Source organism: Tropicibacter sp. S64, from assembly GCF_049803835.1.
Taxonomy (GTDB): domain Bacteria; phylum Pseudomonadota; class Alphaproteobacteria; order Rhodobacterales; family Rhodobacteraceae; genus Pacificoceanicola.
Window position 1 is genome coordinate 230,845 of the sequence record NZ_JBNAGK010000005.1, and the last position, 24,152, is coordinate 254,996.

General features: G+C 66.6%; 25 protein-coding genes, 1 tRNA gene and 1 riboswitch. Of the genes, 17 read left to right on the forward strand and 9 right to left on the reverse strand.

All coding sequences use genetic code 11. The annotated features are described in order from the left end of the window. Positions 1 to 15 precede the first annotated feature (15 nt). On the reverse strand, positions 16 to 885 hold the full coding sequence (locus ACP159_RS10280; protein WP_425099596.1) for a hypothetical protein: 870 nt from the start codon (positions 883 to 885) through the stop codon (positions 16 to 18). A gap of 162 nt (positions 886 to 1,047) precedes the next feature. Between ACP159_RS10280 and miaB the strand changes: the two genes are divergently transcribed. From miaB to ACP159_RS10300, 4 genes are all read left to right on the forward strand, one after another. Beyond that, the gene (gene miaB, locus ACP159_RS10285; RefSeq protein ID WP_425099599.1) at positions 1,048 to 2,373 is read left to right on the forward strand and encodes a tRNA (N6-isopentenyl adenosine(37)-C2)-methylthiotransferase MiaB; all 1,326 of its coding nucleotides are present in this window, start codon (positions 1,048 to 1,050) and stop codon (positions 2,371 to 2,373) included. Positions 2,374 to 2,575: 202 nt separating this feature from the next. After that, positions 2,576 to 3,172 (forward strand): OmpA family protein, encoded by a 597-nt coding sequence (locus tag ACP159_RS10290; RefSeq protein ID WP_425099600.1) that lies wholly within the window; start codon positions 2,576 to 2,578, stop codon positions 3,170 to 3,172. A 14-nt stretch (positions 3,173 to 3,186) separates the two neighbouring features. Continuing rightward, the gene (locus ACP159_RS10295; RefSeq protein ID WP_425099601.1) at positions 3,187 to 3,495 is read left to right on the forward strand and encodes a hypothetical protein; all 309 of its coding nucleotides are present in this window, start codon (positions 3,187 to 3,189) and stop codon (positions 3,493 to 3,495) included. Between the two features lie 145 nt (positions 3,496 to 3,640). Continuing rightward, positions 3,641 to 4,624: a PhoH family protein gene (locus tag ACP159_RS10300; RefSeq protein WP_425099602.1), complete on the forward strand. Its 984-nt coding sequence runs from the start codon at positions 3,641 to 3,643 to the stop codon at positions 4,622 to 4,624. A 70-nt stretch (positions 4,625 to 4,694) separates the two neighbouring features. On the opposite strand, the gene ACP159_RS10305 is transcribed toward ACP159_RS10300, so the two are convergent. Next, a complete protein-coding gene (locus ACP159_RS10305; protein ID WP_425099603.1) occupies positions 4,695 to 5,483 on the reverse strand; it encodes a VPLPA-CTERM sorting domain-containing protein in 789 nt (262 codons plus the stop codon). 112 nt (positions 5,484 to 5,595) lie between these two features. Here ACP159_RS10305 and ybeY point away from each other — a divergent pair, with 112 nt between their 5' ends. From ybeY to ACP159_RS10355, 10 genes are all read left to right on the forward strand, one after another. Next, entirely contained in the window at positions 5,596 to 6,111 is a 516-nt protein-coding gene (gene ybeY / locus ACP159_RS10310; protein ID WP_425099604.1) for an rRNA maturation RNase YbeY, read from the forward strand. Positions 6,112 to 6,160: 49 nt separating this feature from the next. Then, entirely contained in the window at positions 6,161 to 7,099 is a 939-nt protein-coding gene (locus ACP159_RS10315) for a hemolysin family protein (RefSeq protein ID WP_425099605.1), read from the forward strand. 1 nt (position 7,100) lies between these two features. Next, a complete protein-coding gene (lnt, locus tag ACP159_RS10320; RefSeq protein ID WP_425099606.1) occupies positions 7,101 to 8,621 on the forward strand; it encodes an apolipoprotein N-acyltransferase in 1,521 nt (506 codons plus the stop codon). A 37-nt stretch (positions 8,622 to 8,658) separates the two neighbouring features. Continuing rightward, positions 8,659 to 8,707: riboswitch (SAM-SAH riboswitch) on the forward strand. A 5-nt stretch (positions 8,708 to 8,712) separates the two neighbouring features. Continuing rightward, complete coding sequence (metK, locus tag ACP159_RS10325) at positions 8,713 to 9,891, forward strand: methionine adenosyltransferase (RefSeq protein WP_425099607.1); 1,179 nt, start codon at positions 8,713 to 8,715, stop codon at positions 9,889 to 9,891. Positions 9,892 to 10,183: 292 nt separating this feature from the next. After that, on the forward strand, positions 10,184 to 10,900 hold the full coding sequence (gene trmB / locus ACP159_RS10330) for a tRNA (guanine(46)-N(7))-methyltransferase TrmB (protein ID WP_425099608.1): 717 nt from the start codon (positions 10,184 to 10,186) through the stop codon (positions 10,898 to 10,900). A 146-nt stretch (positions 10,901 to 11,046) separates the two neighbouring features. Continuing rightward, complete coding sequence (aroA, locus tag ACP159_RS10335; protein WP_425099609.1) at positions 11,047 to 12,393, forward strand: 3-phosphoshikimate 1-carboxyvinyltransferase; 1,347 nt, start codon at positions 11,047 to 11,049, stop codon at positions 12,391 to 12,393. Beyond that, on the forward strand, positions 12,390 to 12,935 hold the full coding sequence (locus ACP159_RS10340; RefSeq protein WP_425099610.1) for a hypothetical protein: 546 nt from the start codon (positions 12,390 to 12,392) through the stop codon (positions 12,933 to 12,935). The genes aroA and ACP159_RS10340 overlap by 4 nt, the downstream gene beginning before the upstream one ends. Beyond that, positions 12,932 to 13,552, forward strand: coding sequence for a hypothetical protein (locus ACP159_RS10345; protein WP_425099611.1), 621 nt, complete (start codon positions 12,932 to 12,934; stop codon positions 13,550 to 13,552). The genes ACP159_RS10340 and ACP159_RS10345 overlap by 4 nt, the downstream gene beginning before the upstream one ends. 18 nt (positions 13,553 to 13,570) lie before the next feature. Further along, complete coding sequence (locus ACP159_RS10350; protein WP_425099612.1) at positions 13,571 to 14,182, forward strand: (d)CMP kinase; 612 nt, start codon at positions 13,571 to 13,573, stop codon at positions 14,180 to 14,182. Positions 14,183 to 14,249: 67 nt separating this feature from the next. Further along, positions 14,250 to 15,248: an aldo/keto reductase gene (locus ACP159_RS10355; protein WP_425099613.1), complete on the forward strand. Its 999-nt coding sequence runs from the start codon at positions 14,250 to 14,252 to the stop codon at positions 15,246 to 15,248. Positions 15,249 to 15,309: 61 nt separating this feature from the next. Here ACP159_RS10355 and ACP159_RS10360 read toward each other — a convergent pair whose 3' ends face one another. From ACP159_RS10360 to ACP159_RS10380, 5 genes are all read right to left on the reverse strand, one after another. Further along, positions 15,310 to 15,900, reverse strand: a complete 591-nt coding sequence (locus ACP159_RS10360) for a hypothetical protein (RefSeq protein ID WP_425099614.1) — start codon at positions 15,898 to 15,900, stop codon at positions 15,310 to 15,312. A 116-nt stretch (positions 15,901 to 16,016) separates the two neighbouring features. Continuing rightward, positions 16,017 to 16,101: transfer RNA gene (locus tag ACP159_RS10365), tRNA-Leu, on the reverse strand. Between the two features lie 53 nt (positions 16,102 to 16,154). Then, the gene (locus ACP159_RS10370; RefSeq protein ID WP_425099615.1) at positions 16,155 to 16,880 is read right to left on the reverse strand and encodes a LamG-like jellyroll fold domain-containing protein; all 726 of its coding nucleotides are present in this window, start codon (positions 16,878 to 16,880) and stop codon (positions 16,155 to 16,157) included. 81 nt (positions 16,881 to 16,961) lie between these two features. After that, on the reverse strand, positions 16,962 to 17,504 hold the full coding sequence (locus ACP159_RS10375; protein ID WP_425099616.1) for a tetratricopeptide repeat protein: 543 nt from the start codon (positions 17,502 to 17,504) through the stop codon (positions 16,962 to 16,964). A 31-nt stretch (positions 17,505 to 17,535) separates the two neighbouring features. Beyond that, positions 17,536 to 18,006 (reverse strand): Lrp/AsnC family transcriptional regulator, encoded by a 471-nt coding sequence (locus ACP159_RS10380; RefSeq protein ID WP_425099617.1) that lies wholly within the window; start codon positions 18,004 to 18,006, stop codon positions 17,536 to 17,538. A 158-nt stretch (positions 18,007 to 18,164) separates the two neighbouring features. On the opposite strand from ACP159_RS10380, the gene putA reads away from it, so the two are divergent. From putA to ACP159_RS10395, 3 genes are all read left to right on the forward strand, one after another. Next, on the forward strand, positions 18,165 to 21,608 hold the full coding sequence (gene putA, locus ACP159_RS10385) for a bifunctional proline dehydrogenase/L-glutamate gamma-semialdehyde dehydrogenase PutA (RefSeq protein ID WP_425099618.1): 3,444 nt from the start codon (positions 18,165 to 18,167) through the stop codon (positions 21,606 to 21,608). 92 nt (positions 21,609 to 21,700) lie between these two features. Then, on the forward strand, positions 21,701 to 22,438 hold the full coding sequence (locus ACP159_RS10390; protein WP_425099619.1) for a rhomboid family intramembrane serine protease: 738 nt from the start codon (positions 21,701 to 21,703) through the stop codon (positions 22,436 to 22,438). Next, complete coding sequence (locus ACP159_RS10395; protein ID WP_425099620.1) at positions 22,435 to 22,812, forward strand: GFA family protein; 378 nt, start codon at positions 22,435 to 22,437, stop codon at positions 22,810 to 22,812. Before ACP159_RS10390 ends, ACP159_RS10395 begins: the two co-directional genes overlap by 4 nt. A 125-nt stretch (positions 22,813 to 22,937) precedes the next feature. On the opposite strand, the gene ACP159_RS10400 is transcribed toward ACP159_RS10395, so the two are convergent. Together ACP159_RS10400 and ACP159_RS10405 are read right to left on the reverse strand one after the other, a co-directional pair. Continuing rightward, the gene (locus ACP159_RS10400; protein WP_425099621.1) at positions 22,938 to 23,726 is read right to left on the reverse strand and encodes an inositol monophosphatase family protein; all 789 of its coding nucleotides are present in this window, start codon (positions 23,724 to 23,726) and stop codon (positions 22,938 to 22,940) included. A gap of 94 nt (positions 23,727 to 23,820) precedes the next feature. Further along, positions 23,821 to 24,144 (reverse strand): hypothetical protein, encoded by a 324-nt coding sequence (locus tag ACP159_RS10405; RefSeq protein ID WP_425099622.1) that lies wholly within the window; start codon positions 24,142 to 24,144, stop codon positions 23,821 to 23,823. Positions 24,145 to 24,152: the final 8 nt, after the last annotated feature.

The window sequence follows — 24,152 nt, forward strand, 5'->3', positions numbered from 1 at the left end:
CACCCCGGGGCCGGGTCAGAACCACTGGCCCGGCTCCATCAATCCCAGATCGAGCAACTGCCGCGAGTGCCATTCGAACGGCACGGAGTTGTGCCACTTGAAGGTCGGGATGTCGAAGGTGCTGCCCGGGTTGGTCTTGAGCGCCTTGGCGGTGCGGAACGAGACGATCGCCGCCGTCAGGTTGTTGTGCCACGGGCAGGCATAGGTGTTGTATTCCTCGTCCGACAGGGTGTGATCCTCGCGCAGCCGCAGGCCCGGCTTGGCCCGGAACAGGGCGATGCGGTCGATCTTGCGACGGTCCTTCGGGATGTGCTCCTCGTAGCGCCAGCGCAGGCCGCCGTAGAAGTCGAGCTGCCGCTCCTTGGGGTGATTGTGGTTCTCCGGATCGGTCCGGGCCAGCGCGTAATACCCCGAGCGGTCGATATGCGCGTCGTCGAGGGACACCGCCAGAGGCCAGCGGTGCAGGTCCCCGGCGTAGAGGTCGACCACGTAGGTCAGCATCGCGTCCCGCCGCTCTTCCGCGTGGAAGGCGAGCAGTTCCGACACCCGCCGCGTCTCGCAGAAGGGGTAGAACAGGTATTCGGCGTTGTAACAGTAATAGAGCCACTGGCCCGGTGCGGCGGCGTTGATCTGGCTCACGCAGTCCTGCACGATGCCTTCGGTGCGGGGGTTGAAGTCGATGCGGATGACCTTCTGGCGCAGGTCAGCCGGAAGCGCATAGCGGCCTTCCATGAAGGCAATCGTCGTCTCGAAGCCAAGCTGCCGGTGGTGGCGCAGGGTGGTGGCCAGTTCCACGTCATCCTCGGCAAAGATCATGGCAACGGGCCCACGCGTCAGCGCGGCCCGGTCCGTGTCGAGGAAATGTCGAAGCGTGGAATATCGCATGGCGGCTCTCTTGCCCGGCGTTCTGGCACAGACTCCGTGAAAATCTCGTGCATTGCAAGAGACCGGGGATTCGGGGTATCTGCGGCCCCTGACATCGCCGGTGCGCATGATCTTGGTCTGAAATCATGCGCACCCTCCCGCCGCCGACCGACAGGACACGCCATGACCAAGAAGCTCTTCATCAAGACCTATGGCTGCCAGATGAACGTCTACGACAGCGAGCGCATGGCCGAGGCCATGGGCGGAGAGGGCTATGTCCAGACGGACAGCCCCGATGACGCGGACATGATCCTGCTCAACACCTGCCACATCCGCGAAAAGGCGGCGGAGAAGGTCTATTCCGAACTGGGCCGGTACAAGGGGCTGAAGGCCGCAAAGCCCGACCTGAAGATCGGCGTGGCGGGCTGCGTGGCACAGGCGGAGGGAGAGGAGATCATGCGGCGTCAGCCGATGGTCGATCTGGTCGTCGGCCCGCAGAGCTACCACCGCCTGCCGGAGCTGACCCTGCGGGCGCAGGCCGGGAAGAAGGCGCTCGACACCGAGTTTCCCGAGGAAGACAAGTTCGAGCACCTCAAGGCCCGCCCGAAGGCGAAACGCGGCCCGACCGCGTTCCTCACCGTGCAGGAAGGCTGCGACAAGTTCTGCGCCTTCTGCGTGGTGCCCTATACCCGGGGTGCGGAAGTCTCGCGCCCGGCGGCGCGGGTCATGGCGGAGGCCCGCGATCTGGTGGAACGTGGCGTGCGCGAGATCACCCTTCTGGGGCAGAACGTCAACGCCTACCACGGCCACGACGGCGGGCTTGCGGGCCTGATCCGCGAGCTTTCGACCATCGACGGCCTCGCCCGCATCCGCTTCACCACCTCGCATCCGAACGACATGGACGACGCGCTGATTGCAGCGCATGGCGAATGCGAGAAGCTGATGCCCTACCTGCACCTGCCGGTGCAGGCGGGCAGCGACAAGATCCTCAAGCGGATGAACCGCTCGCACACCGCCGAGCAGTATCTGCGGCTGATCGAGCGCCTGCGCGCCGCCCGTCCGGACCTGCACCTGTCGGGCGATTTCATCGTCGGCTTCCCGGAGGAAACGGAGCAGGACTTCCAGGAAACGCTGGCGCTGATCGACGCGGTGAAATACGGCTCCGCGTTCAGCTTCAAGTATTCGGAACGCCCCGGCACCCCTGCCGCCGAGCGTCCGCAAGTCCCGGAAGCGGAAAAGGACGACCGCCTGCAACGGCTTCAGGCCCTGCTGACCAAGCAGCAACGCGACCTTCAGGACGCCATGGTCGGCCGCGACGTCTCGGTGCTCTTCGAAAAGCCGGGCCGCCTGCCGGGCCAGATGGTCGGCAAGTCGGAATACCTGCACGCGGTGCATGTCGCCGCAGAGGGTTTGCAGCCCGGCGATCTGGCACAGGTGCGAATCGTCTCCTCCGGGCCGAATTCGCTCAAGGGTGACCTGATCCGCGCCGTGGAACCCGCAACCGCCTGATCCGCAAGCGGGCTTGGGATTGTCCACAAGGCGGGACACGTAGAGCCGGAAATGTTTTCGATTCCGGCTCCCGCGCCCCTGCTTTTCGCTTCACACGCGGGTATTGTTTGCTAATGTGTTGATTATAGTAAATTTGCGTGCCCCCTGCTGCCAATCGGGGACCTGCACGCAGGGGGAAACACATATCAAGAGGACAGAGGCTGTGGCGACACGTTTTTCCAAGGCCATCGGTGCGCTTGCGCTTGCGGCCCTGACGGGGATCTCGGCCGCGCCGGGCTTTGCCGAAGGGACCACCGGGCGCACACCGTTCATTTCCACGCAGAACGCCACCAGCGGCGATGGCGAGCAGTACATCCCGGGCATCTGGATCGACCCGGACGGCTGCGAGCACTGGGTCATGGATGATGGCGTCGAAGGCTACATGGACGCGCACCTCGACCGCAACGGGCTGCCCGTGTGCAACCGCGGCAACACCTGCGGGGTGATGAACACCGACCAGTTCTTTGCCACCGACAGCTACAAGATTTCCAGCGCCGGCAAGGCCAAGCTTGCGGAGTTCTTCCGCTCCGCCGCGGCGCAGGCCTATGTCATCACCGGCCATACCGACAGCCGCGCCTCGGACGATTACAACATGCGGCTCAGCTTCAACCGTGCCATGGCCGTCGCCCGCGTCGCCAAGGGCGTCGGGGCAAACGTGGTGGACGTGCGCGGCTATGGCGAACGCTGGCCCGTGGCCTCCAACGGCACCCGCGCCGGCATGGCCAAGAACCGCCGTGTCGAAGTCATCTGCATTCGCTGAAGGGACCATTTTCCATGACCATGTTCAAACCCTTCGCCGCGCTTGGCCTGATCGCCGCGCTTGCCGCCTGTGACCCGGTCGGACCGGACAAGAGCCAGGACCGGCAGTCCTTCGACCGGGACGGCCTGAGCAAGATGCAGGCCGGGATCTGGGTCGATCCGAACGGCTGCGACCACTGGATCATCGACGACGGCGTCGAGGGCTACCTCTCCGCCCGTCTCGACAAGTACGGCAAGCCGGTCTGCTCCGGCACCGCGCCGCCGACCTACATCAAGGGCGACTTCAAGCAGGGCTCGACCAGCATCATCGGCGACCCGCTCTGATCCGCTCACATGCTTGTTTCGAAGGCCGCGCAACCAATGCGCGGCCTTTTTCGTTTCAAGAGCGTGACAATCGGCGCTCAAGCCTTGCGCGACTCTCGCGCACTTGGCACCATATCTAGACAAACACCCCTCGCAGGAGAGATGCGTGACCACGGCGACCCTGACCGAAGCCATCCTTGAATTCCCTGACAATCGTCTGCTGATTGATCTGTGCGGCGAGTATGACCGCAACCTCACCGACATCGAGAGCCGGACCGGCGTGCAGATCCTGCGGCGTGGCAACATGCTCGCGGTGCATGGCGAGCCCGAGGCCCAGGCCGAGGCGACGGAGGTGCTCCGCGCCCTCTACGAACGCCTCGAACAGGGCCGCGAGGTCGGTTCGGGCGAGATCGACCGGCAGTTCCGCCTGCATGACGACGACGACGATGCGTCCGGCAGTCAGCTGGAAATGTTCGGCGGCGGCAAGGTCGAGATCAAGACGCGCAAGAAACTGGTGGAGCCGCGCACGGACGCGCAGAAGGCCTATGTCCGGTCCCTGTTCCAGAACGAGCTTGCCTTCGGCATCGGCCCGGCGGGCACCGGCAAGACCTATCTGGCGGTGGCTGTGGGCGTGAACATGCTGATCACCGGCGCGGTGGACAAGATCATCCTGTCCCGTCCGGCGGTGGAGGCGGGCGAGAAGCTCGGCTACCTGCCCGGCGACATGAAGGACAAGGTCGATCCGTACATGCAGCCGCTCTATGATGCGCTGAACGACTTCCTGCCCGGCAAGCAGCTGGCGAAGATGATCGAGGAGAAGACGGTGGAGATCGCGCCGCTGGCCTTCATGCGCGGGCGCACGCTGTCGAACGCCTTCGTGGTGCTGGACGAGGCGCAGAACGCGACGTCGATGCAGATGAAGATGTTCCTGACCCGCCTCGGCGAGGGCTCGCGCATGGTCATCACGGGGGACCGGACCCAGATCGACCTGCCGCGCGGCATGCCCTCGGGTCTGGCGGATGCGGAACGGCTGCTGAACAGCATCCCGAAGATCTCGTTCAACTATTTCACCTCGAAGGACGTGGTGCGCCATCCGCTGGTCGCCGCCATCATCGAGGCCTACGAGAAGGACGCCGAACGCCCGGCCTGAGGCACGGTGTCACCGGAATCGAAAAGGCGCACCCGACACGGTGCGCCTTTTGCGTTGTCCGGGGTGGCGCTCAGCCCCGCCGGCGCCGCGCCACAAGCCCGAGGCCGCCAAGACCGGCCAGCAGCAGCGGCAGGGCGGCGGGCAGCGGCACCACCGCTTCCTCGGTGATCCCGGCATAGCGGACATCGTCCTGCGACGAATTGTAGAAGCCGAACGCCCCGGCCGTGAACGCCGCGCCGTTCATGGCACTGGTGTAGCTCAGCTCGGTCACGCCGTTCACCTTCACCTCGATCAGGGACGAGGTATAGGTCAGCTCGAAGGTGTAGGTGGTAAAATCATTCCACCCGGTCCCGCCGAGGGACGATCCGCGCTGCACTTCCGTGACCACCTCGTCATGCCCCCAGAGCCCGCCGTAGGTGCTCGTGGTGGCCGCGATGTTGCCGGAGACGTGGCTCAACGCAAGCCCCGCGGGCGCGTTTCGGGACACCCCGGAATCATTGATGGTCTGGGCGATCTGCTTCCAGTCGATGACCCAGAAATCCGCGCTGGTGGAGTTGAACTCGCCGTCGGAGTAGCCCAGCACGAAGCCGATGAAGTCGTCGTCGGCGCTGGTGTTGACGAAGATCGTGCCCGCCAGCGTCTGGCCAAGCGCGTTCGATCCCGGATCGAAGAAGACGGTCGGCGCGCCGTTGGTGGATTGATAGACGCTGTCATTGTTCACGCCCTGCACGGTCCAGTCGCCGGCGCCGTTGTTGCCGCGCAGGCCGTTCTCGGTCCACCCGGAGAGATCGACGGTGGCCGCCTGTGCTGCAACAGGCAGGAACGCAATGGCCGCCGCTGTCAAAGATATGTATTTCATCGCTATGCCCTCGGACAAAAGAATCGTTATGCGGGCCGAATGGTTACCCGACCCGTCAAGACTATCCCGAAGGGCGGGCCATGACAAACAGGCCGCAGCCGAAAGGACATCCATGCAGGACCACGCGCTGACAGACACCATCCTCGAGGATGCCCGCTGGGAGGCGGCGGCGCTTCCGGCGCTGGCGGAACGGGCTGCACGGGCCGTCATGGACCACCTCGCCATCGAGACCGGGCACGAGATCGCCGTGCTCGGCTGTGACGATGCCCGCATCGCCGAGCTGAATGCCCAGTTCCGGGGCAAGCCGACGCCGACCAACGTGCTCAGCTGGCCATCCGAGGACCTGAGCGCCGAAGAGCCCGGCGGCGATCCGCTCGAACCGGAGATGGACGAGCTTGGCGATATTGCCATCGCCTTCGAGACCTGCGAACGCGAGGCGCAGGAACAGGGCAAACCCCTTGCCGATCACGTGACCCACCTGATCGTTCATGCAGTGTTACATCTGCTGGGCTATGATCACGTCCGTGACGCGGATGCCACGCTCATGGAAGGGCTGGAGGTCGCGATACTTGGCAAGATGGGCCTGCCGGACCCATATAGAGAGACGGACGGCCCGCAGGGGCTGTAGAGAGACGGCCCGCGGGGCCAGAAAACCGAAACGGACAAGAACAGGACCGATGGGCGACAGCGACGATTCGTCTAACGCGGCGCAAAGCGCGCAAGACACGAGTGACCAAAACGAAACCGACGCCGGCAGCCCCGGTTTCCTGCGGCGGCTGATGGGCTGGGTCGGAGGCGAGGCCGAAACCGGCCCTGGCACCAACGGCACCGCCACCTACGTTCCGCAGCCGCCCCGGCACGGGATGATCAACCTCCGCCGCATGCGCGTCGAGGACGTGGCCATCCCGAAGGCCGAGATCGTCGCCGTCCCGGTGACCATCACCAAGGACGATCTGGTGCAGGTGTTCCGCGACAGCGGGCTGACCCGGATTCCGGTGTTCGACGGCACGCTCGACAACCCGATCGGCATGGCCCACCTCAAGGATTTCGCGCTCAGCCACGGCTTCAACGGCACCGGCCAGCGCTTCAACCTGCGCCGCATGGTGCGCCCGCTGCTGTTCGTGCCGCCGTCGATGCCGATTGGCGTGCTGCTGACCAAGATGCAGACCGAGCGGCGGCACATGGCGCTGGTGATCGACGAATATGGCGGCGTGGACGGGCTGGTGACCATCGAGGACCTGATCGAACAGGTCATCGGCGAGATCGAGGACGAGCACGACACCGAAGAGGCGGACCTCTGGACCCGCGAGAAGAGCGGCTGCTACCTCGCGCTCGCCAAGACCCCCCTCACCGATTTCGAGGCGGAGCTGGGCATGACCCTGACCGAGCACGAGGAAATCGACGAGGAGGAGATCGACACCCTGGGCGGGCTGGTCTTCATGCTGGCCGGCCATGTGCCCGCGCGCGGCGAGGTCGTCCGGCACCCGGAGGGCATAGACTTCGAGGTGGTGGACGCCGATCCGCGCCGGATCAAGCGGCTGCGCGTACGCCTGCCCGGCACCCCGGTCCCTGCGGCCCAGACCGCGCCCCGACCTGCGGATCGCCCCGAGGCCTGAGATGACCGACACCGCCCCGGGCCGGCCGCGCCCGCTCTCGCGCTGGATGCGGCTGCCCCTTGCGCTGGTGTTCGGTGTGCTCATGGGGCTGGGGGCTGCGCCCTACGACCTGTGGTATGTCGCCTTTGCCGGGCTGACCGGCATTGTCTGGCTGTTCACCCGCAGCGCCACGAGCGCCACCGCCGCCAGCACCGGCTGGGCCTTCGGCCTCGGCTTCTTCGGCCTGTCGATGGGATGGATCGTCGAGCCGTTCTTCGTCGATGCCGCCGAGACCGGCTGGATGGCACCGTTCGGGCTGATCGGCCTTGCGGGCGGGTTGGCGCTGTTCTGGGGGCTGGCCTTCTGGGGCGCGGCCCAGGCCCGGCACCACCGCACCGCGAAGCTGGTGCTGTGGTGGAGCGCCGCAGAACTCGCCCGCGCCTACGTGCTGACCGGCTTTCCCTGGGGGCTGGTGGGCTACGTCTGGGAGCCGTCCCCGGCGATCCAGTGGGTGTCGGTGATCGGCCCGCACGGGCTGACCCTCGCCACGCTGACCGCCGCCGCGCTCGCGGCCCGAGCCTTTGCCGCGCCCACGCTGCGGACCCTCGCCGCCCCGGTGCTGGCGCTTGCCCTGCTGCTCGGCGGCGGCCTCTCGCTGACACCGCCGCCGCAGGACCTGACTGGCCGACCCGGCGTCCGCCTGATCCAGCCCAACGCGGCCCAGCACGAGAAATGGAACCGGGACCTGATCCCGATCTTCTTCCAACGGCAACTCGACTTCACCGCTGCCGCGCCGGCAGACGGCGGCCCGCGCCCGTCGCTCATCGTCTGGCCGGAAACCGCCGTGCCGACGCTGCTGCACAACGCCTCCGGCGTCTTCGCCGAGATCACCGAAGCGGCGCAGGGTGCGCCTGTGATCGTCGGCATCCAGCGCACCGACGGGGTGGGCTGGTTCAACTCCCTCGCCGTCCTCGACGGATATGGCGACGTGGCTCAGGTCTACGACAAGCACCACCTCGTCCCGTTCGGCGAGTATATGCCTGCTGCATCGCTCTTTGCCCGCTTCAACATCATGGGCCTCGCCGCCCGCGCCGAAGGCGGTTACAGCGCCGGGCCCGGCCCGCAGATCATCAACCTCGGCCCGCTCGGCAAGGCGTTGCCGCTGATCTGCTACGAAGCGGTGTTTCCGCAGGACGTCCACCGGGCGCCGGAGCGGCCGGACGTGTTGCTCCAGATCACCAACGACGCGTGGTTCGGCACGCGGTCCGGACCCTATCAGCACCTCGCGCAGGCCCGCATCCGCGCCATCGAGCAGGGCCTGCCGCTGCTGCGCGCCGCCAATACCGGCGTCTCGGCGGTGATCGACGGCGGCGGGCGCATCCTCGCGGCGCTGCCGCTGGGCGAGGCCGGATACCTCGACGCAGCCTTGCCGCCCCCGCTCCGCGTGACGCCCTACGCGCGCACGGGCGACCTGCCGTGGCTTGTACTCCTCATCGCCGCACTGGGATCGCTGTTTCTCGCCGAATCCCGCAAATCCCGTTGACCCCGCCGCGCCACCCGCGTAACGCATCCACATTCAAATCCCGTCACAACGGCTTCCTGGCGTGACGGAGAACCCCCAATGGAGCACTTTCATGTCCCGTCAGAATTACACCTTCACGTCCGAGTCCGTCTCGGAGGGCCACCCGGACAAGGTCTGCGACCGCATTTCCGATGCGGTGCTCGATGCTTTCCTGGCCGAAGATCCGCTGGCCCGGGTCGCCTGCGAAACCTTCGCCACCACCAACCGCGTCGTCATCGGCGGTGAGGTCGGCCTGACCGACCAGGACAAGCTGACGGAGTACATGGGCAAGATCGACGAGATCGCCCGCGCCTGCATCAAGGACATCGGCTACGAGCAGGACAAGTTCCACCACGAGACCGTGGAAGTCACCAACCTGCTGCACGAGCAGTCGGCGCATATCGCGCAAGGCGTGACCGGCGAGCGCGGCGACGAGGGGGCCGGCGACCAGGGCATCATGTTCGGCTACGCCACGAACGAGACCGAGGCGCTCATGCCCGCGCCGATCCAGTACGCCCACGCGATCCTGCGGCGGCTGGCCGAAGTGCGTAAATCCGGCGCCGAACCGGCGCTTGGCCCGGATGCCAAATCCCAACTCTCCGTGCGCTATGCGAACGGCAAGCCGGTGGGCGTGACCTCCGTGGTGCTCTCGACCCAGCACCTCGACGAGGCTCTGTCCTCGGACGACATCCGCGCCATCGTCGCGCCATACATCACCGAAGTCCTGCCGGAGGGCTGGCTGACGGACGAGACCGTCTGGCACGTCAACCCGACCGGCAAGTTCGTCATCGGCGGACCGGACGGCGACGCCGGGCTGACCGGACGCAAGATCATCGTCGACACCTACGGCGGCGCGGCTCCGCACGGCGGCGGCGCGTTCTCCGGCAAGGATCCGACCAAGGTGGACCGGTCCGCCGCCTACGCCGCCCGCTACCTCGCCAAGAACGTCGTGGCCGCAGGCATGGCGGAGCGCTGCACGGTGCAGCTCAGCTACGCCATCGGTGTCGCCCGCCCGCTGTCGATCTATGTCGACACCCACGGCACCGAGGACGTTGCGGCGGCGGCCATCGAAAAGGCGATCCCGCAGGTCATGGACCTGACGCCGCGCGGCATCCGCACGCACCTCGAGCTGAACAAGCCGATCTACCAGCGCACCGCGGCCTACGGCCACTTCGGCCGCGAGCCAGACGCGGACGGCGGCTTCTCCTGGGAGCGCACCGACCTTGTCGAGGCGCTGAAGAAAGCCGTCTGACGACCACGAAGGGCAAGGGGGCTCCCGCCCCCTTCCCGACCTCCGGCCGGATCACCCCCTGAAGGTCCCGGGAGCGAAGCCCGCCCGAAGGAAACGGGGCAGCAGCAGCCCGCCGCTGCGGGGGCATCGCACCCTCCTTCACCAGGGCCGCGCACAACGCCGGACGCCGAGCCGCAACCCCTGTTTCTCTGGTCCCCAAATACCTCGGCAGCACCGCGCCAATCGCACCGCCGGACCGGCCACCACAGGCGAGCCTTGCCTCCCGCCCCTGCCCCGGGCTAAGAGCGCCGCCATGACCACGTCCAACAAACATCCCGATGCGCCCTGGCGCAATTTCTATGGCCGCATCAAGGGCAAGACCATGCGCCCCAACCAGGTGCAGTTCCTCGAGGAAGACCTCGACGCGCTCTCCCCGGGGCCGGTTGATTGGGACGTGAACCCGGACCGCAAGCCGCTCGACCTCGCAAAGCGCTTCGGCGGCAGGCCGGTCTGGCTCGAGGTCGGCTTCGGCGGCGGCGAGCATCTGGTACACCAGGCGCAGACCTACCCGGACGTCAGCATCATCGGCTGCGAGCCGTTCCTCAATGCCGTCGCCATGTTGCTGACCAAACTGCGTGACACCGGCGTTACGAATGTCAGCGTCCACCCGGGCGACGTGCGCAACCTCTTCGACGTGCTGCCCGAAGCCTCGCTCGACAAGGCCTTCCTGCTCTATCCCGATCCCTGGCCGAAGAAGAAACATCACCGTCGCCGCTTCGTGACGCCCGAGCATCTGGGGCCGCTGCACCGCGCCCTCAAGCCCGGCGCGGAGTTCCGCGTGGCAACGGACATTCCCGACTACGTCCGCCAGACGCTGGAGGAAGTGCCGAAAGCCGGATTCGAATGGCTGGCGAACGGTCCGCAGGACTGGCGGCAGCCCTGGTCTGACTGGACTTCGACGCGCTACGAGCAGAAGGCCCTGCGCGAGGGGCGCGTGCCCCATTACCTGACATTCCGCAAGCTCGGCTGAGCGCGGGGAAAATTTTTCGGGGAAAATTTTCTTTCGGGGGCTTTGCCCCCGGAGCCCCCAGGTATTTGCGGACCAAAGAAGACGCGGTCTCTGGACGCTCACACGCGCAGCGTCTATCACGCCCCGGAGCAGTTTGAGGAGGTTTCATGTCTGCGCACGGCACACCCATCCCGATGACATCGAGCAAGAGCGGCCCGCTCCGGGGCGAGGCGCATGTGCCCGGTGACAAGTCGATCTCGCACCGCAGCCTGATCCTCGGCGCGATGACCGTCGGCGAGACGAAGGTGACCGGCCTTCTCGAGGGGCAGGACGTGCTCGACACAGCCAAGGCGATGCAGGCCTTTGGTGCGGCGGTGGAGAAGAAGGGCGGGACCTGGCACATCCACGGCGTCGGCGTGGGCGGATTTGCCGAGCCGTCCAACGTCATCGACTGCGGCAACTCCGGCACTGGGGTGCGGCTGATCATGGGCGCGATGGCGACCTCGCCCATCGCCGCGACCTTCACCGGCGATGCCTCGCTCAACAAGCGGCCGATGGCCCGGGTGACCGATCCGCTGGCACTGTTCGGGGCGCGCGCCTATGGCCGCTCGCAGGGCCGTCTGCCGATGACCATCCTCGGGGCGAAGGACCCGCTGCCCGTGACCTACACCACGCCTGTGCCGTCGGCGCAGGTGAAGTCCGCCGTGCTGCTCGCCGGACTCAACGCGCCGGGCGAGACCGTGGTGATCGAGCGTGAAGCCACCCGCGACCATTCGGAGCGGATGCTCGCGGGCTTCGGCGCGACGATCTCCACCGAGACCACGCCCGACGGCCATGTCATCACCCTGCAAGGCCGCCCCGAGTTCCGCCCGCAGACCATCGTCGTGCCGCGCGATCCCTCTTCCGCCGCCTTCCCGGTCTGTGCCGCGCTGATCACCGAAGGCTCGGACGTGCTTGTCCCGAACATCGGCCTGAACCCGACCCGGGCCGGGCTGTTCTTCACCTTGCAGGACATGGGCGCCGATCTCACCTTCGAGAACATGCGCGAGGAAGGCGGCGAGCCGGTGGCCGATCTGCGGGCGAAATTCTCCCCGGATCTCAAGGGGATCGAGGTTCCCGCCGAGCGCGCCGCGTCCATGATCGACGAATACCCCGTGCTCTCCGTCGTTGCCGCCTTTGCGACCGGCAAGACCCACATGCCCGGCGTCAAGGAGTTGCGCGTCAAGGAATCCGACCGCATCGACGCCATGGCCACCGGCCTGCGTGCGGCGGGAATCGCCGTCGACGAGGGCGAGGATTGGTGGACGGTGCACGGCCGCGGCTTCGGCGACGTGCCTGGCGGCATCACCGCCGAAAGCCACCTCGACCACCGCATCGCCATGTCGTTCCTCGTCATGGGTCTCGCCACCGAGGCGCCGATGTCCGTGGATGACGGTCAACCCATCGCCACCTCCTTCCCGATCTTCGAGACCCTCATGGCCGACCTTGGCGCGATCATCGAGCGCAGCGGATGACGCCGAAGCCCGAAGACCTGCGCGTCCACGCCATCGGGGCGCTGGCGCTGGTGGTTCTGCTGGTCCAGTGGATCACCCTGTATCGCCTTGTCGGGCCGCTCACCGGGTATTTCCTGCCGCAGATGCACTTCGGCAGCTACACCTCCGGGCAGTTCTTCGCCTTCACCCTGGCGCTTTACGAGGCCCCGGACAGCTTCGATCTGTACCTCGGGCTGCTGCAATGGGTCGATCCGGTGTTCATCCTGCTCTATTGCCTCTGGCTCCTGAAGGCGACGCGGCCGATGTGGCTCTGTATCCTGTCGATCCTCGCCTATGCCGGGCTCGATCTTGCGGAGAACGCGCTCTTGCTGACCTACCTCGGGGATCTGCGCGCGGCGCTGCCGCTGACCGACGCCGCCACGCGGGACAGCGCGATGGCCGATCCGGGCGTCCTGTCCCTCTCCACCGTCACCTCGGCCAAGCTGGTGGTCGGCGCGCTCACCGCCGCCTACACCTTTGGCCGGGTTCTCCTGATCCGACGCCGCACACAGGCCGCCCCATGACCCCCTATTACGTCAGCCTCCACCTCCATGATCCGCTTGGCCCGCTGCAGACCGCCGAAAGCGGGTCGTATGGCGGCGATGCCCGGCTCTTCGTGCACTATGCCGAAACGCTGGCCGAAGCGCTGGAGGAGGTGCTGGAGGTCATCGCGGACCAGAGCTGCCGCCTGCTGCGGATCGGCCATGCCGGGCCGCTCGCCGATTACCTCGACGAGCATTTCCCCTTCCCTGCCGACATCGCGGACCTCACCGCGCAGGCGAAGGACGGCCCGGTCAGCACCCCCGCCTACAGTTTCGAGCCTTGGGGGGCGGATGTGGCCTCCGGCGTCAGCGTCGCCGTGCTGGACGTTTACGACCCGTCCATGGAGGGCGGCGAGCCCTACGCGGGCGAGGTGACCCTCGCCGCCTGCCCCGGCACGCCGGAGGAGGCGCTGCGCACCTTGCTCGACGTGCTGGCGGAGAGCGATGTCCGCCTGAAGAAACTCGAAGACCTGCGCGAGAGCGCGGAGGCCAGCCCGGACGAGTATGACGATGACTGGCCGCTGCTGGAGATTGTCGCGGAGGCGGGCAAGACCGGTGGTCCGAGCTTCTCCCCGGCCTTCGTCTACGACGCCGACTGACACCGGAAAGGAGACGCCATGCGCTTCACCATCGCCATCGACGGCCCCGCCGCCGCCGGAAAGGGCACGATTTCCAAGGCCGTGGCCGCGCATTACGGCTTTGCCCATCTCGACACCGGGCTGCTCTACCGTGCCGTGGGGCGCAAGGTGCTGGACGGGGTGGAGGCCTTGGCCGCCGCCGAGGCGCTGACGCCGGAGGACCTGTCGGACCCGACCCTCCGCACCCCCGACGTCGCACAGGCGGCGTCGAAGGTGGCCGCCATTCCCGAGGTCCGCGCTGCCCTGACCGACTTCCAGCGCGCCTTCGCCCGGCGATCCGGCGGCGCGGTGCTCGACGGGCGCGACATCGGCACGGTGATCTGCCCGGAGGCGGAGGCCAAGCTCTTCGTCACCGCCAGCGCCGAGGTCCGCGCCGAGCGCCGCTTTCGCGAGTTGGTCACTGGCGGGCACGACACCCGCTTTGACGACGTATTGCGCGACGTGAAGGAGCGTGACGAGCGAGACATGAACCGCGCGGACGCGCCGCTGAAACCGGCGGTGGATTCGGTGTTGATCGACACCTCGGCGCTGAGCATCGAGGACGCCATCGCCGCCGCCATCGCGGCCATCGACGCGCGGAAAAACGCCTGACGGCCATGGACGCCCGGCGCGCCGCGCCCTACCCTCCGCGCAAACGACAATCCCCGGAGACATCCAGATGAGACAGGTCACGATCGGCCAGGGCGGCCCCGAAACCTCATGCCTTGGCGTTGGCGCCATGTCCTTTGCCGAGTTCTACGGGCCGACGACCGAGGAAAACTCCTGGGCCATCCTGGACGCGGCCATCGAGGCGGGCGTCACCCATATCGACACCTCCAACGTCTACGGCAATGGTCGGTCGGAAAACGCCATCGGCGCCTATCTGAAGGACAATCCGGCGGCCCGCGATCACTTCCACATCGCCACCAAGGGCGGGATCACCACGGACAAGGACGGCAACCGCTGCTTCGACAATTCGCCGGAGCATCTGGAAGCCATGCTGGACGCCTCGCTGCAGCGGCTCGGGATCGACTGCGTCGACCTCTACTACGTCCACCGCCGCGACCCCTCCCGTCCCATCGAGGCGGTGGCGGAGACCATGGGCAGGCTGGTGGCCAAGGGCAAATGCAAGCAGATCGGCTTTTCCGAGATTGCCCCCTCCTCTCTGCGCCGCGCCCATGCGGTCTACCCGGTTGCGGCAGTGCAGTCGGAATACTCGCTCGCCACCCGCTTTCCCGAACTCGGCCTCGTACAGACCTGCGCGGAGCTTGGCACGACGCTGGTGGCCTTCTCGCCGGTCTGCCGCTCGCTGCTGACCGATACGCCGCTCAGCGCCGAGATCATCCCGAGCCTGCCCTTCCTGAAATCCGCGCCGCGTTTTCAGGAGCCGAACCTGTCGGCGAACCTCGCGTTGACCGAGCCGTTCCGTGCCCTCGCCGCCGAGATGCGCCTGCCCGCGTCCGGCCTCGCCATCGCCTGGCTGCTGGCGCAAGGCGCGCACATCCTGCCGATCCCGGGCACCCGCTCCGTCAGCCATTTCCGGGAACTGGTCCAGGGGGCCAACACGGTGCTGTCTCAGGAGGACCTGCGCCGCATCGACGCCATCCTGCCGGTCGGCTGGGCTCACGGAGACCGCTACAACGACGCGCAATGGATCGGGCCGGAGCGGTATTGCTGAACGCCACGCGGTGACGGTGAGAAAATTTTTAGTCTAAAAATTTGCTCACCGTCACCGCAACTCACTCCGGCCCGGCGTCCTTCAGGCGTTCCCGGGAGGCATCGAGCCGGGCGATGTAATCCTTGCCGTCGCCGTAATCGAGGAACCCCGCGTAGCGCGGATGCGCTCCGGCCACCTTCGTCGCGTGCTTGATCGGGCACCAGAAGGCCTCGGTCCGGCCCGCCACCTCGCGCACATAGGCGACGACGCCGTTGCAGTAGCCGCAATAGGCGCAGTAGATCTTCTGGAACACATTGAGATAGGCCAGCAGATGCCGGTCGATCTTCACGAAGGCGCTGCGCCGGACCAGCGGGATGCCGTAGACCGGGAAGCAGATCCACATATAAAGCGTCACCCAGAGGTCGATGATCACAAACGGCACGATCAGGCTGAAGATCACCGGCCCGGTCAGCAGCTGCCCGATCGGTGTGCGGTGGCGCAACTCCCTGAGCGTGACCTTGTGCTTGCGGTGCTCCGCCTTCGTTTGCGCATCGAAATGCGGCTTGCCGCCCTTCATCCGAAAGCACCCGTCGCAGGCCCGCCGCGCCGTTTCGGCATCCAATTCGGCTTGCAGGCGGTCGATTTCCCGCGTGATTTCTTCAACTCTGGACATGGGGCTTCGCTCTGATTGTGTTCGCGGCGGCACTTTATCCGCTGGAGCGCCACAGTCGAGCCGGGATTTCCGGCGGCGCACCGGCCCGCCCGCATCCGCTGCTGACGAAGAAACGCTGGTACCCGCGGCCGGACTCGAACCGGCACGGCACAGGGCCTGGAGATTTTAAGTCTCCTGTGTCTACCATTCCACCACGCGGGCCAGCCGCCCCTGTCTACCAAGCGCGGCGGCGAAGTACAGATGGAATGCGCCGCTCAGCCGCGGCGGCGGCGCAGCGCGGCCACACCACCCAGACCGGCGAGCAACAGCGGGAGGGAGGCCGGGAGCGGCACTTCGGATGTCGGAACCATACCGTTCGCGAGTTCGCCCGAGTAGACCGCGAAATAGTCGATGCTGCCCCGGAAATATTCGCCGAAGCCCTGGAACTGCGCCCCGAGGCGGGTCTGCGTCGCGCCGGTGGCCGTCGAGGGGGCGAGGTTCAGCTCCGAACCGGAGAACACCTCGGTGCCGTCAATGTAGAACTTCGTGCCGAACGCGTTTCCGGAGGTCAGCACGTAGGTGTGCGCCAGCCCGTCGCTCGGCATCAGCACACCGCTGTTGATGTGATTGTCGGTCAGCCGCATCTGCCGCGTGTTGTTCGCGCTCGAGCCGGTCCCATGGCCGATGTAGAAGCCGCCACCGGATTTGCCCTGGCTGACCATCTCCATGTAGTTGGTGGAAAGCGGAAGCGTCGCCGTCGCGGTCAGCACCACGGAGAAATCAGCACCTTCCGTGGGGATCAGGTAGCCATAGAGGTCGATGTAATCCCCCGCCCCGTCGAAATGCGCCTGCCCGCCGGAGACGTAGGTGTTGCCGATCATCGTGCCGCTGACGCCGACGAAATCGGTGTTGTCGAAGGTGAATTCGTGCATCAGGGTGGCCGCATTGACGGACCCGGCACTCAGGACCACACCGGCCGCAAGCAAAAATCGTTTGAACATGGCGAACGCCTTTCGGAAAAATACCTCATAATCCTAAGCGAGCCGGGTCTTCGCGTCAATTCACGCAACTTGCCCAGCGCCTTACAATTTCTCGCCCTCTGGCTCTTTCAGAAGCCCGCGCTCCGGCAGCCAAGGATTGAGCGCCAACGCGTCGCGCAGCACCCGCTGCCCGTCCGCCTCGCGCCCCAGCTTCATCAGGGTGAGCGCTTTCCCCGCCAGCGCCGCGACATGGCCGGGGTTGATCTTCAACGCTTCATCGAGATCGGGCAGCGCCGCGAGATAATGCCCTTGCAGATAAGCGGTGAACGCCCTCTGATTGTAGCCTTCCGCATAGAACGGGCAGTAACCGACCAGCGCGTTCAGCCGCGCCTCCGCCCGCACCCAATCCGCCGAACGCATCGCCGCCATGCCTTCGTCCAGCATCCGCTGGCTGGCCTCGTCCGGTGCCTGCAGCCAGAGGTCCCACAGCTGCGCCGACAGACCCCGCGCCGTCATGTAGTCCGGCGCGGCCTGCAGCCCGAGCAGCACGTCCGCCTGCGCGGCCTCCACCTCCGGCGCGACGGGGCAGCCATCTGCGAAAGCAGGGCCAGCCAGGCCGCAAAGAACGATCAGCGTCTTCCACATGCCGTCCAGCCTGCCACAGCACCGCCTCCGATCAAGTCACATCCGCGAGACCGTCATCCTTGACTGCCTGCATGGCGACATAGGTGGAGGTCAGCGAAATCCCCGGCAGGGTCGACAGTTTCTCCGCGAGAACCCGCCGATAGGCCCGCATGTCGGCGGTGCGCACCTTCAAAAGGTAGTCGAAATTCCCGGCGATCAGATGCGCGGATTCCACCTCCGGGATCGCCGCGACCGCCTTGTTGAACGCCTCCAGCGCCGCCTCCCGCGTGTCGCTCATCCGCACCTCGACAAAGGCCACGTGATCGAGCCCGAGCCGGATCGGGTCCAGAATGGCCCGATACCCCCGGATCACGCCGCTTTCCTCCAGCCGCTTCAGCCGCGCCTGGGTCGGAGACTTTGACAAACCGATCCTGCGGGCCAATTCTGTAACGGAGATACGGCCTTCCTCGGCCAGCGCCATCAGGATTGCCCGGTCGAACGTATCCAGGGAGTCCGTATCCATCGGCATTGCGATCCCTCCGTATTGCCACTCATGCGCACTGCCAAATGCCCAAAAATCCGTTCATTCGGCTGCAGACAACAAAATCATAAGGCGAATTTCCTGCAAGGGATAGCGTAAAGAGACAGTGTATCCCGCGCCCGCAACCCGAAAGGCCGCCCATGTCGCTCGACCGTTCCGATTCTCTCTCCCCGCGCCAGCGCATCCATCACGGCACCTATGCCCACGAGCAGACGGTGGTTGACGCGCTGGTGGCGCAGGCGGCCCTCTCGCCGCAGGACCGCGCCGCGATCACCAAACGCGCCGCCGGGCTGGTCAAGGACATCCGCGGCACCTCGCACCCGGGGCTGATGGAGGTCTTCCTCGCGGAATACGGCCTGTCGACCGACGAGGGCATCGCGTTGATGTGTCTGGCCGAGGCGCTCCTGCGGGTGCCGGATGCCGAGACCATCGACGCGCTGATCGAGGACAAGATCGCGCCCTCCGACTGGGGCAAGCACATGGGGCATTCGACCTCGCCGCTGGTCAATGCCTCCACATGGGCGCTGATGCTGACCGGGAAGGTGCTCGACGACGAGCGCCCGAGCCCCGTCCGCGCCCTGCGCTCCGCCATCAAGCGTCTGGGCGAGCCGGTGATCCGCACCGCCGTCGGCCGCGCCATGAAGGAGATGGGCGCACAGTTCGTGCTGGGCGAAACCATTGAAAAGGCGATGAAACGCGGATCGGCCATGGAGGCGAAGGGTTACACCTACTCCTACGACATGCTGGGCGAGGCGGCTCGGACCGAGGGCGACGCCCGCCGCTATCACCTCGCCTATTCCCGCGCCATCGGGGCCATTGCCGAGGCCGCGAAGGGCAACGACATCCGCACCAACCCGGGCATTTCCGTCAAACTCTCCGCCCTGCATCCGCGCTATGACGAGCTTCAGAAGCAGACCGTCATGGACGAACTTGCGCCTCGTCTGCGCACCCTCTGCCAGCTTGCCCGCTCCGCCGGGATCGGCCTGAACATCGACGCGGAAGAGGCCGACCGGCTGGAAATCTCGCTCGACGTGATCGAGGAAGTCCTCGCCGAACCCTCGCTCAAGGGCTGGGAAGGTTTCGGCGTCGTGGTGCAAGCCTACGGCAAACGCGCCGCGCCGGTGCTCGACTGGCTGCACGAACTGGCCGAGCGGCTCGACCGCAAGATCATGGTGCGGCTGGTGAAAGGCGCCTACTGGGACACGGAAATCAAGCGCGCGCAGGTCATGGGTGTCGATGGTTTCCCGGTCTTCACCTCGAAGCACGCCACCGATGTGAGCTACATCGCCAACGCCCGCAAGCTGCTCGGCATGACATCCCGCATCTACCCGCAATTCGCCACCCACAACGCCCACACCGTCGCCGCCATCCTGCACATGGCAGAGGATATGGGCGTCGATTCAACCGCTTACGAGTTCCAGCGCCTGCACGGTATGGGCGAGACGCTGCATTCGCTCGTGAAGGACAAGGAAGGCACCCGCTGCCGGATCTACGCCCCCGTGGGCGCACATCGCGATCTGCTCGCCTACCTCGTGCGCCGCCTGCTGGAGAACGGTGCGAACTCGTCTTTCGTGAATCAGATCGTCGACGAGGACGTGCCGCCGGACGTCGTCGCCGCCGATCCGTTCGAGCAATTGCAGCCGGCAAAGCTGACCACCGGCCCGAACCTTTTCCAGCCGGAGCGCGTGAACTCGAAAGGCTTCGACCTGCGCAATCGTCCGACCTTGGAAGACGTGGAGAAGGGCCGCGATGCCTTCCGCACACACCGCTGGAACGCCGCCCCGCTCTGTGCCGTAGAGGCCCCCGCCGGGGAGGAAACCCCGGTGCTCAACCCCGCCGACCCCTCCGACACCGTCGGCACGGTCACATGGGCCACGCCGGAGACTGTCGCCAGGGCTGCGCAAGCCGCCAGGCCCTGGGAAGCCAGCCCGGAGGAGCGGGCGCTGACCCTCTCCCGCGCCGCCGACCTCTTCGAAGCGCATTTCGATGAATTCTTCGCTTTGCTGCACCGCGAGGCGGGCAAGACGCTGATGGACGCCGTCGCCGAACTGCGCGAGGCAGTGGATTTTCTGTGCTATTACGGTGCCCGGACGGAAGGCGCCGCCCCGCAGGGCGTCTTCACCTGCATCTCGCCGTGGAACTTCCCGCTCGCCATCTTCACCGGGCAGATCGCTGCCGCCCTCGCCGCAGGCAATGCCGTGCTGGCGAAACCCGCCGAGCAAACCTCTCTCATTGCCTATCGTGCCGTCGAACTCCTGCATGAGGCAGGTGTGCCGCAAACGGCCCTTCAACTCCTTCCCGGCGCAGGCGAAGTCGGCGGCGCGTTGACCTCCAATCCGGCCACAAACGGCGTCGCCTTCACCGGCTCCACCGACACCGCGCAGATCATCCACCGTTCGATGGCGAAACACCTCGCCCCCGGTGCACCGCTGATCGCGGAGACCGGCGGCCTCAACGCCATGATCGTCGACAGCACCGCCCTGCCCGAGCAGGCCGTGCAAGCCATCGTGGAATCCGCCTTCCAGAGCGCGGGCCAACGCTGCTCCGCCCTGCGCTGCCTCTACGTGCAGGACGACATCGCCCCGCATTTCCTCGAGATGCTGCAAGGCGCGATGGACGCGCTGCGCATGGGCAACCCGTGGGAATTGACCACGGACGTCGGCCCGGTGATCGACGAAGAGGCCCGTCAGGGCATCGTGAGCCACATCCGCAAGGCCCAGGCCGAGGGCCGCGTGCTGAAGACATACCCGACGCCGGACAACGGCTTCTTCGTCGCGCCGACCCTGATCCGCATCGGCGGCATCAAGGACCTGGAGAAGGAGATCTTCGGCCCTGTCCTGCATGTGGCGACCTTCAAGGCCAGCGAGTTGGACAAGGTCATCGCGGACATCAACGCCACCGGATACGGCCTGACTTTCGGCCTGATGACCCGCATCGACGACCGCGTGCAGCACGTCACGGACGCGGTCCACGCGGGGAACATCTACGTCAACCGCAACCAGATCGGCGCGATTGTCGGCAGCCAGCCTTTCGGCGGCGAGGGCCTCTCCGGCACCGGACCCAAGGCAGGCGGGCCGCTTTATGTCGACCGTTTCCGCAGGCACCCGGCCCCCGCCGAGGGCACCGCCTTCGACAGCCCGCAGGACCTCGATGCGCTGAAAGCCGCGCTGAAGAAGCCGGGCAAGGTGCCGGAACCGACGCGCACGGAACTCCCCGGCCCCACCGGCGAGGCGAACCAGTACGGCACCTTCGCAAGGCCGCCGGTGTTGTGCCTTGGTCCCGGCGCAGCGGCGGAGCAGCAGGCGGAGGCCATCCGCACGCTCGGCGGGCAGGCGGTCACGGCCTCCGGCGCGGTGGAGGCGAAGGCGCTCGAGACCCTGGGCGGCTTCTCGGCAACGCTCTGGTGGGGCGACACGGAGACCGCCCGCGCCTACCGGCAGGCGCTGGCCAAACGCAATGGCCCGATCCTGACACTCATCACCGGCGCACCCGACGCGGGCCACGCCCGCGCAGAACGCCACGTCTGCATCGACACCACGGCCGCGGGCGGCAACGCCGCCTTGCTGGCCGGATCGGAGAACTGACCCTCCGGAACGGTGAGCAGATTTTCAGTCCAAAAATCTGCTCACTCTTCGCACCCCCTTGACCCCGGCCAAACCGGGGTCATTCTGCACCCATGTTTCCGATCCGTGACCATAACCCCTCGGGCCGCGCACCTTACGTGACCTGGATGCTGATCGCCGCCAATATCGGCATCTTCCTAAGCACCTGGCACCTGCACGGCGACCAGCGGGCCCTGTTCGCCTTCTACGCCGACTGGGCGCTGGTTCCGGCCTTCATCTCCGACGGACAGGGGTACACGGGGCTGTTCACCTCCATGTTCCTGCACGGCGGCCTCGCCCACCTTGGCGGCAACATGCTGTTTCTCTTCATCTTCGGCGACAATGTCGAGGACGAGATGGGCCATGTCCCCTACCTGCTCTTCTACCTGGCCTGCGGCCTCGGCGCGGGCCTCGCGCATTACTTCTCCGAGCCGTTCTCCAACATCCCCACCGTCGGCGCTTCCGGCGCCATCGCCGGGGTGATGGGCGGCTACCTGCTGCTCTTCCCGAAAGCGCGGGTCGACATCCTCGTCATCCTGATCGTGGTCTTCCGCGTCATCCCCCTGCCCGCCTGGATCGTTCTGGCGCTGTGGTTCGGCATGCAGCTTTTCGGCGGCTTCGGCACACCCGCGGGCGCGGGCGGCGTGGCCTACTGGGCGCACGCGGGCGGCTTTGCCCTCGGCATCGCCCTCACCGTCCCGCTCTGGCGTCGCCTGGGAGGCCCGCGGTTCTGGGCGCGCACCCACGGCCACCCGCCCCATCCGGACGCGCGCTATTCCACCACCCGAATCCCGAGAGTGCCCCGCCGATGACCGATCCCGTCCGAGCCACCTGCCATTGCGGCGCCGTCGAACTGCGCGTCACGTTGTCCGACGGTTTCAACACCGCCCGCCGCTGCGACTGCTCCTTCTGCCGCCGCCGCTCCGTCCCGGTGGTCTCCGCCCCTCTTGACGGCATCGAGATCGTCCGGGGCGCGGACAAGCTCACGCTCTACGAATGGGGCACGAAGACCGCGAAACACCACTTCTGCTCGGTCTGCGGCATCTACATGTACCACCGCCGCCGCTCCAACCCGAACGAATACGGCGTCAACCTCTATGCCATCGAGGGGGCCGAGCCGAAGGCGTTCGAGCCGGTGCCCTGGCATGACGGGGTCAATCACCCCTCGGACCGGACCGCGGACTGAAACCGTGCATGGGTATTTGAGCCAGGAAGAAACAGATGGACGAAATACAAGGGGCGCCGCCCGCCTTCTTGCGCCGCGCCCCGTCTTCTTCTTGGTCCAAATACCCGAATCCGACCCGCCGCGGGTCAGACCGACCGGATGATCTTTGCGAAAGGGTCGAAGATGTTGTTGCTGGCGCAAAGGATAGAGCCCGACTCGAGCGGGTCCTGATCCTCGCGCACCCCTTCGAGCAGCGCTCCGGCTTCCTTGGCGATCAACGTGCCCGCTGCGATCCGGTGCAGGTCCATTTCCCGCGCCCAGAACCCGTCGAACCGGCCCGCCGCCACGTAGGCGAGGTCCAGCGCCGGGGCCCCCCACTGGCGCGCACCCGCGCATTCCGGCATCAGTTTGGCGAGATCCTTGATCGTCGCGGGCAGCGTGCGCCGGGTGCTGAACGGCACCTCCGTTGCGAACAGCGCTTCCACCATGCGGTGCCGGCCTGAGACCCGCATCCGCTTGGAATCGTTAAGCCAGGCCCCGGCGCCTTTTTCCGAGTAGAACATCTCGTCCTTGGCCGGATCGAAGACGATTGCCGAGACGATCTGTCCCTTGTGCTCCAGCGCGATCGAGATGCACCAGTGCGGCAACCCGTGCAGGAAGTTCGCCGCACCGCCGAGCGGGTCGACCAGCCAGCGGCGCGTCGGGTCCTCACCCGCGATTTCGCCCGCCTGGCCACCCACCCAGCCATAGCCGCGTGCGCCCATCAATTCCTCGCGCAGGATCTCCTCTGCCGCCGCATCGGCGCGGCTGACGAAATCGCCGGCGCCGCGCATGGACACCTGCAGGTTCTCGACTTCGCGGAAGTCCTTGACGAGGGAGCGGCCGGCCTTGCGGGCGGCCTTCATCATGATGTTGAGATTCGCGCTGCCCTGCATCGGTTCGGCCCTTCGTAAGCAATCAGGCCGCGCGTATACGCGGCCTGACCTCAAATGCCAAGAGCCGAGGCACCCGCCCCGGCCAGCATCACGTTCACCGGTAGATGACGCCCTTTTCGCCCACCGGCGCATAGGCCGCCGGGGCGCGGACCTTCTTCTTCGGCTTGTACGCCGCCTTGCCCCCGGCACGGTTGATGTACGGGCCGGCATTCGGCACGCCGCAGCAGATCACGCCGCCCAGCGTCACGGGCTGCAGCCCGGCGGGGCAGAAGTTCTCCTTCGAGGGGTAGCTGTGCATCAGGAAGTTGGAATTGGGATCGTTGGTGGCGTCGCCCCTGTACGCGTCGCCCCAGGCGAGCGCCGCCCCGGCGGTCATGGCAAAGCCCGCAGCGAGGCCGAGAGTTCCGAGAATACGCATGATGTCCC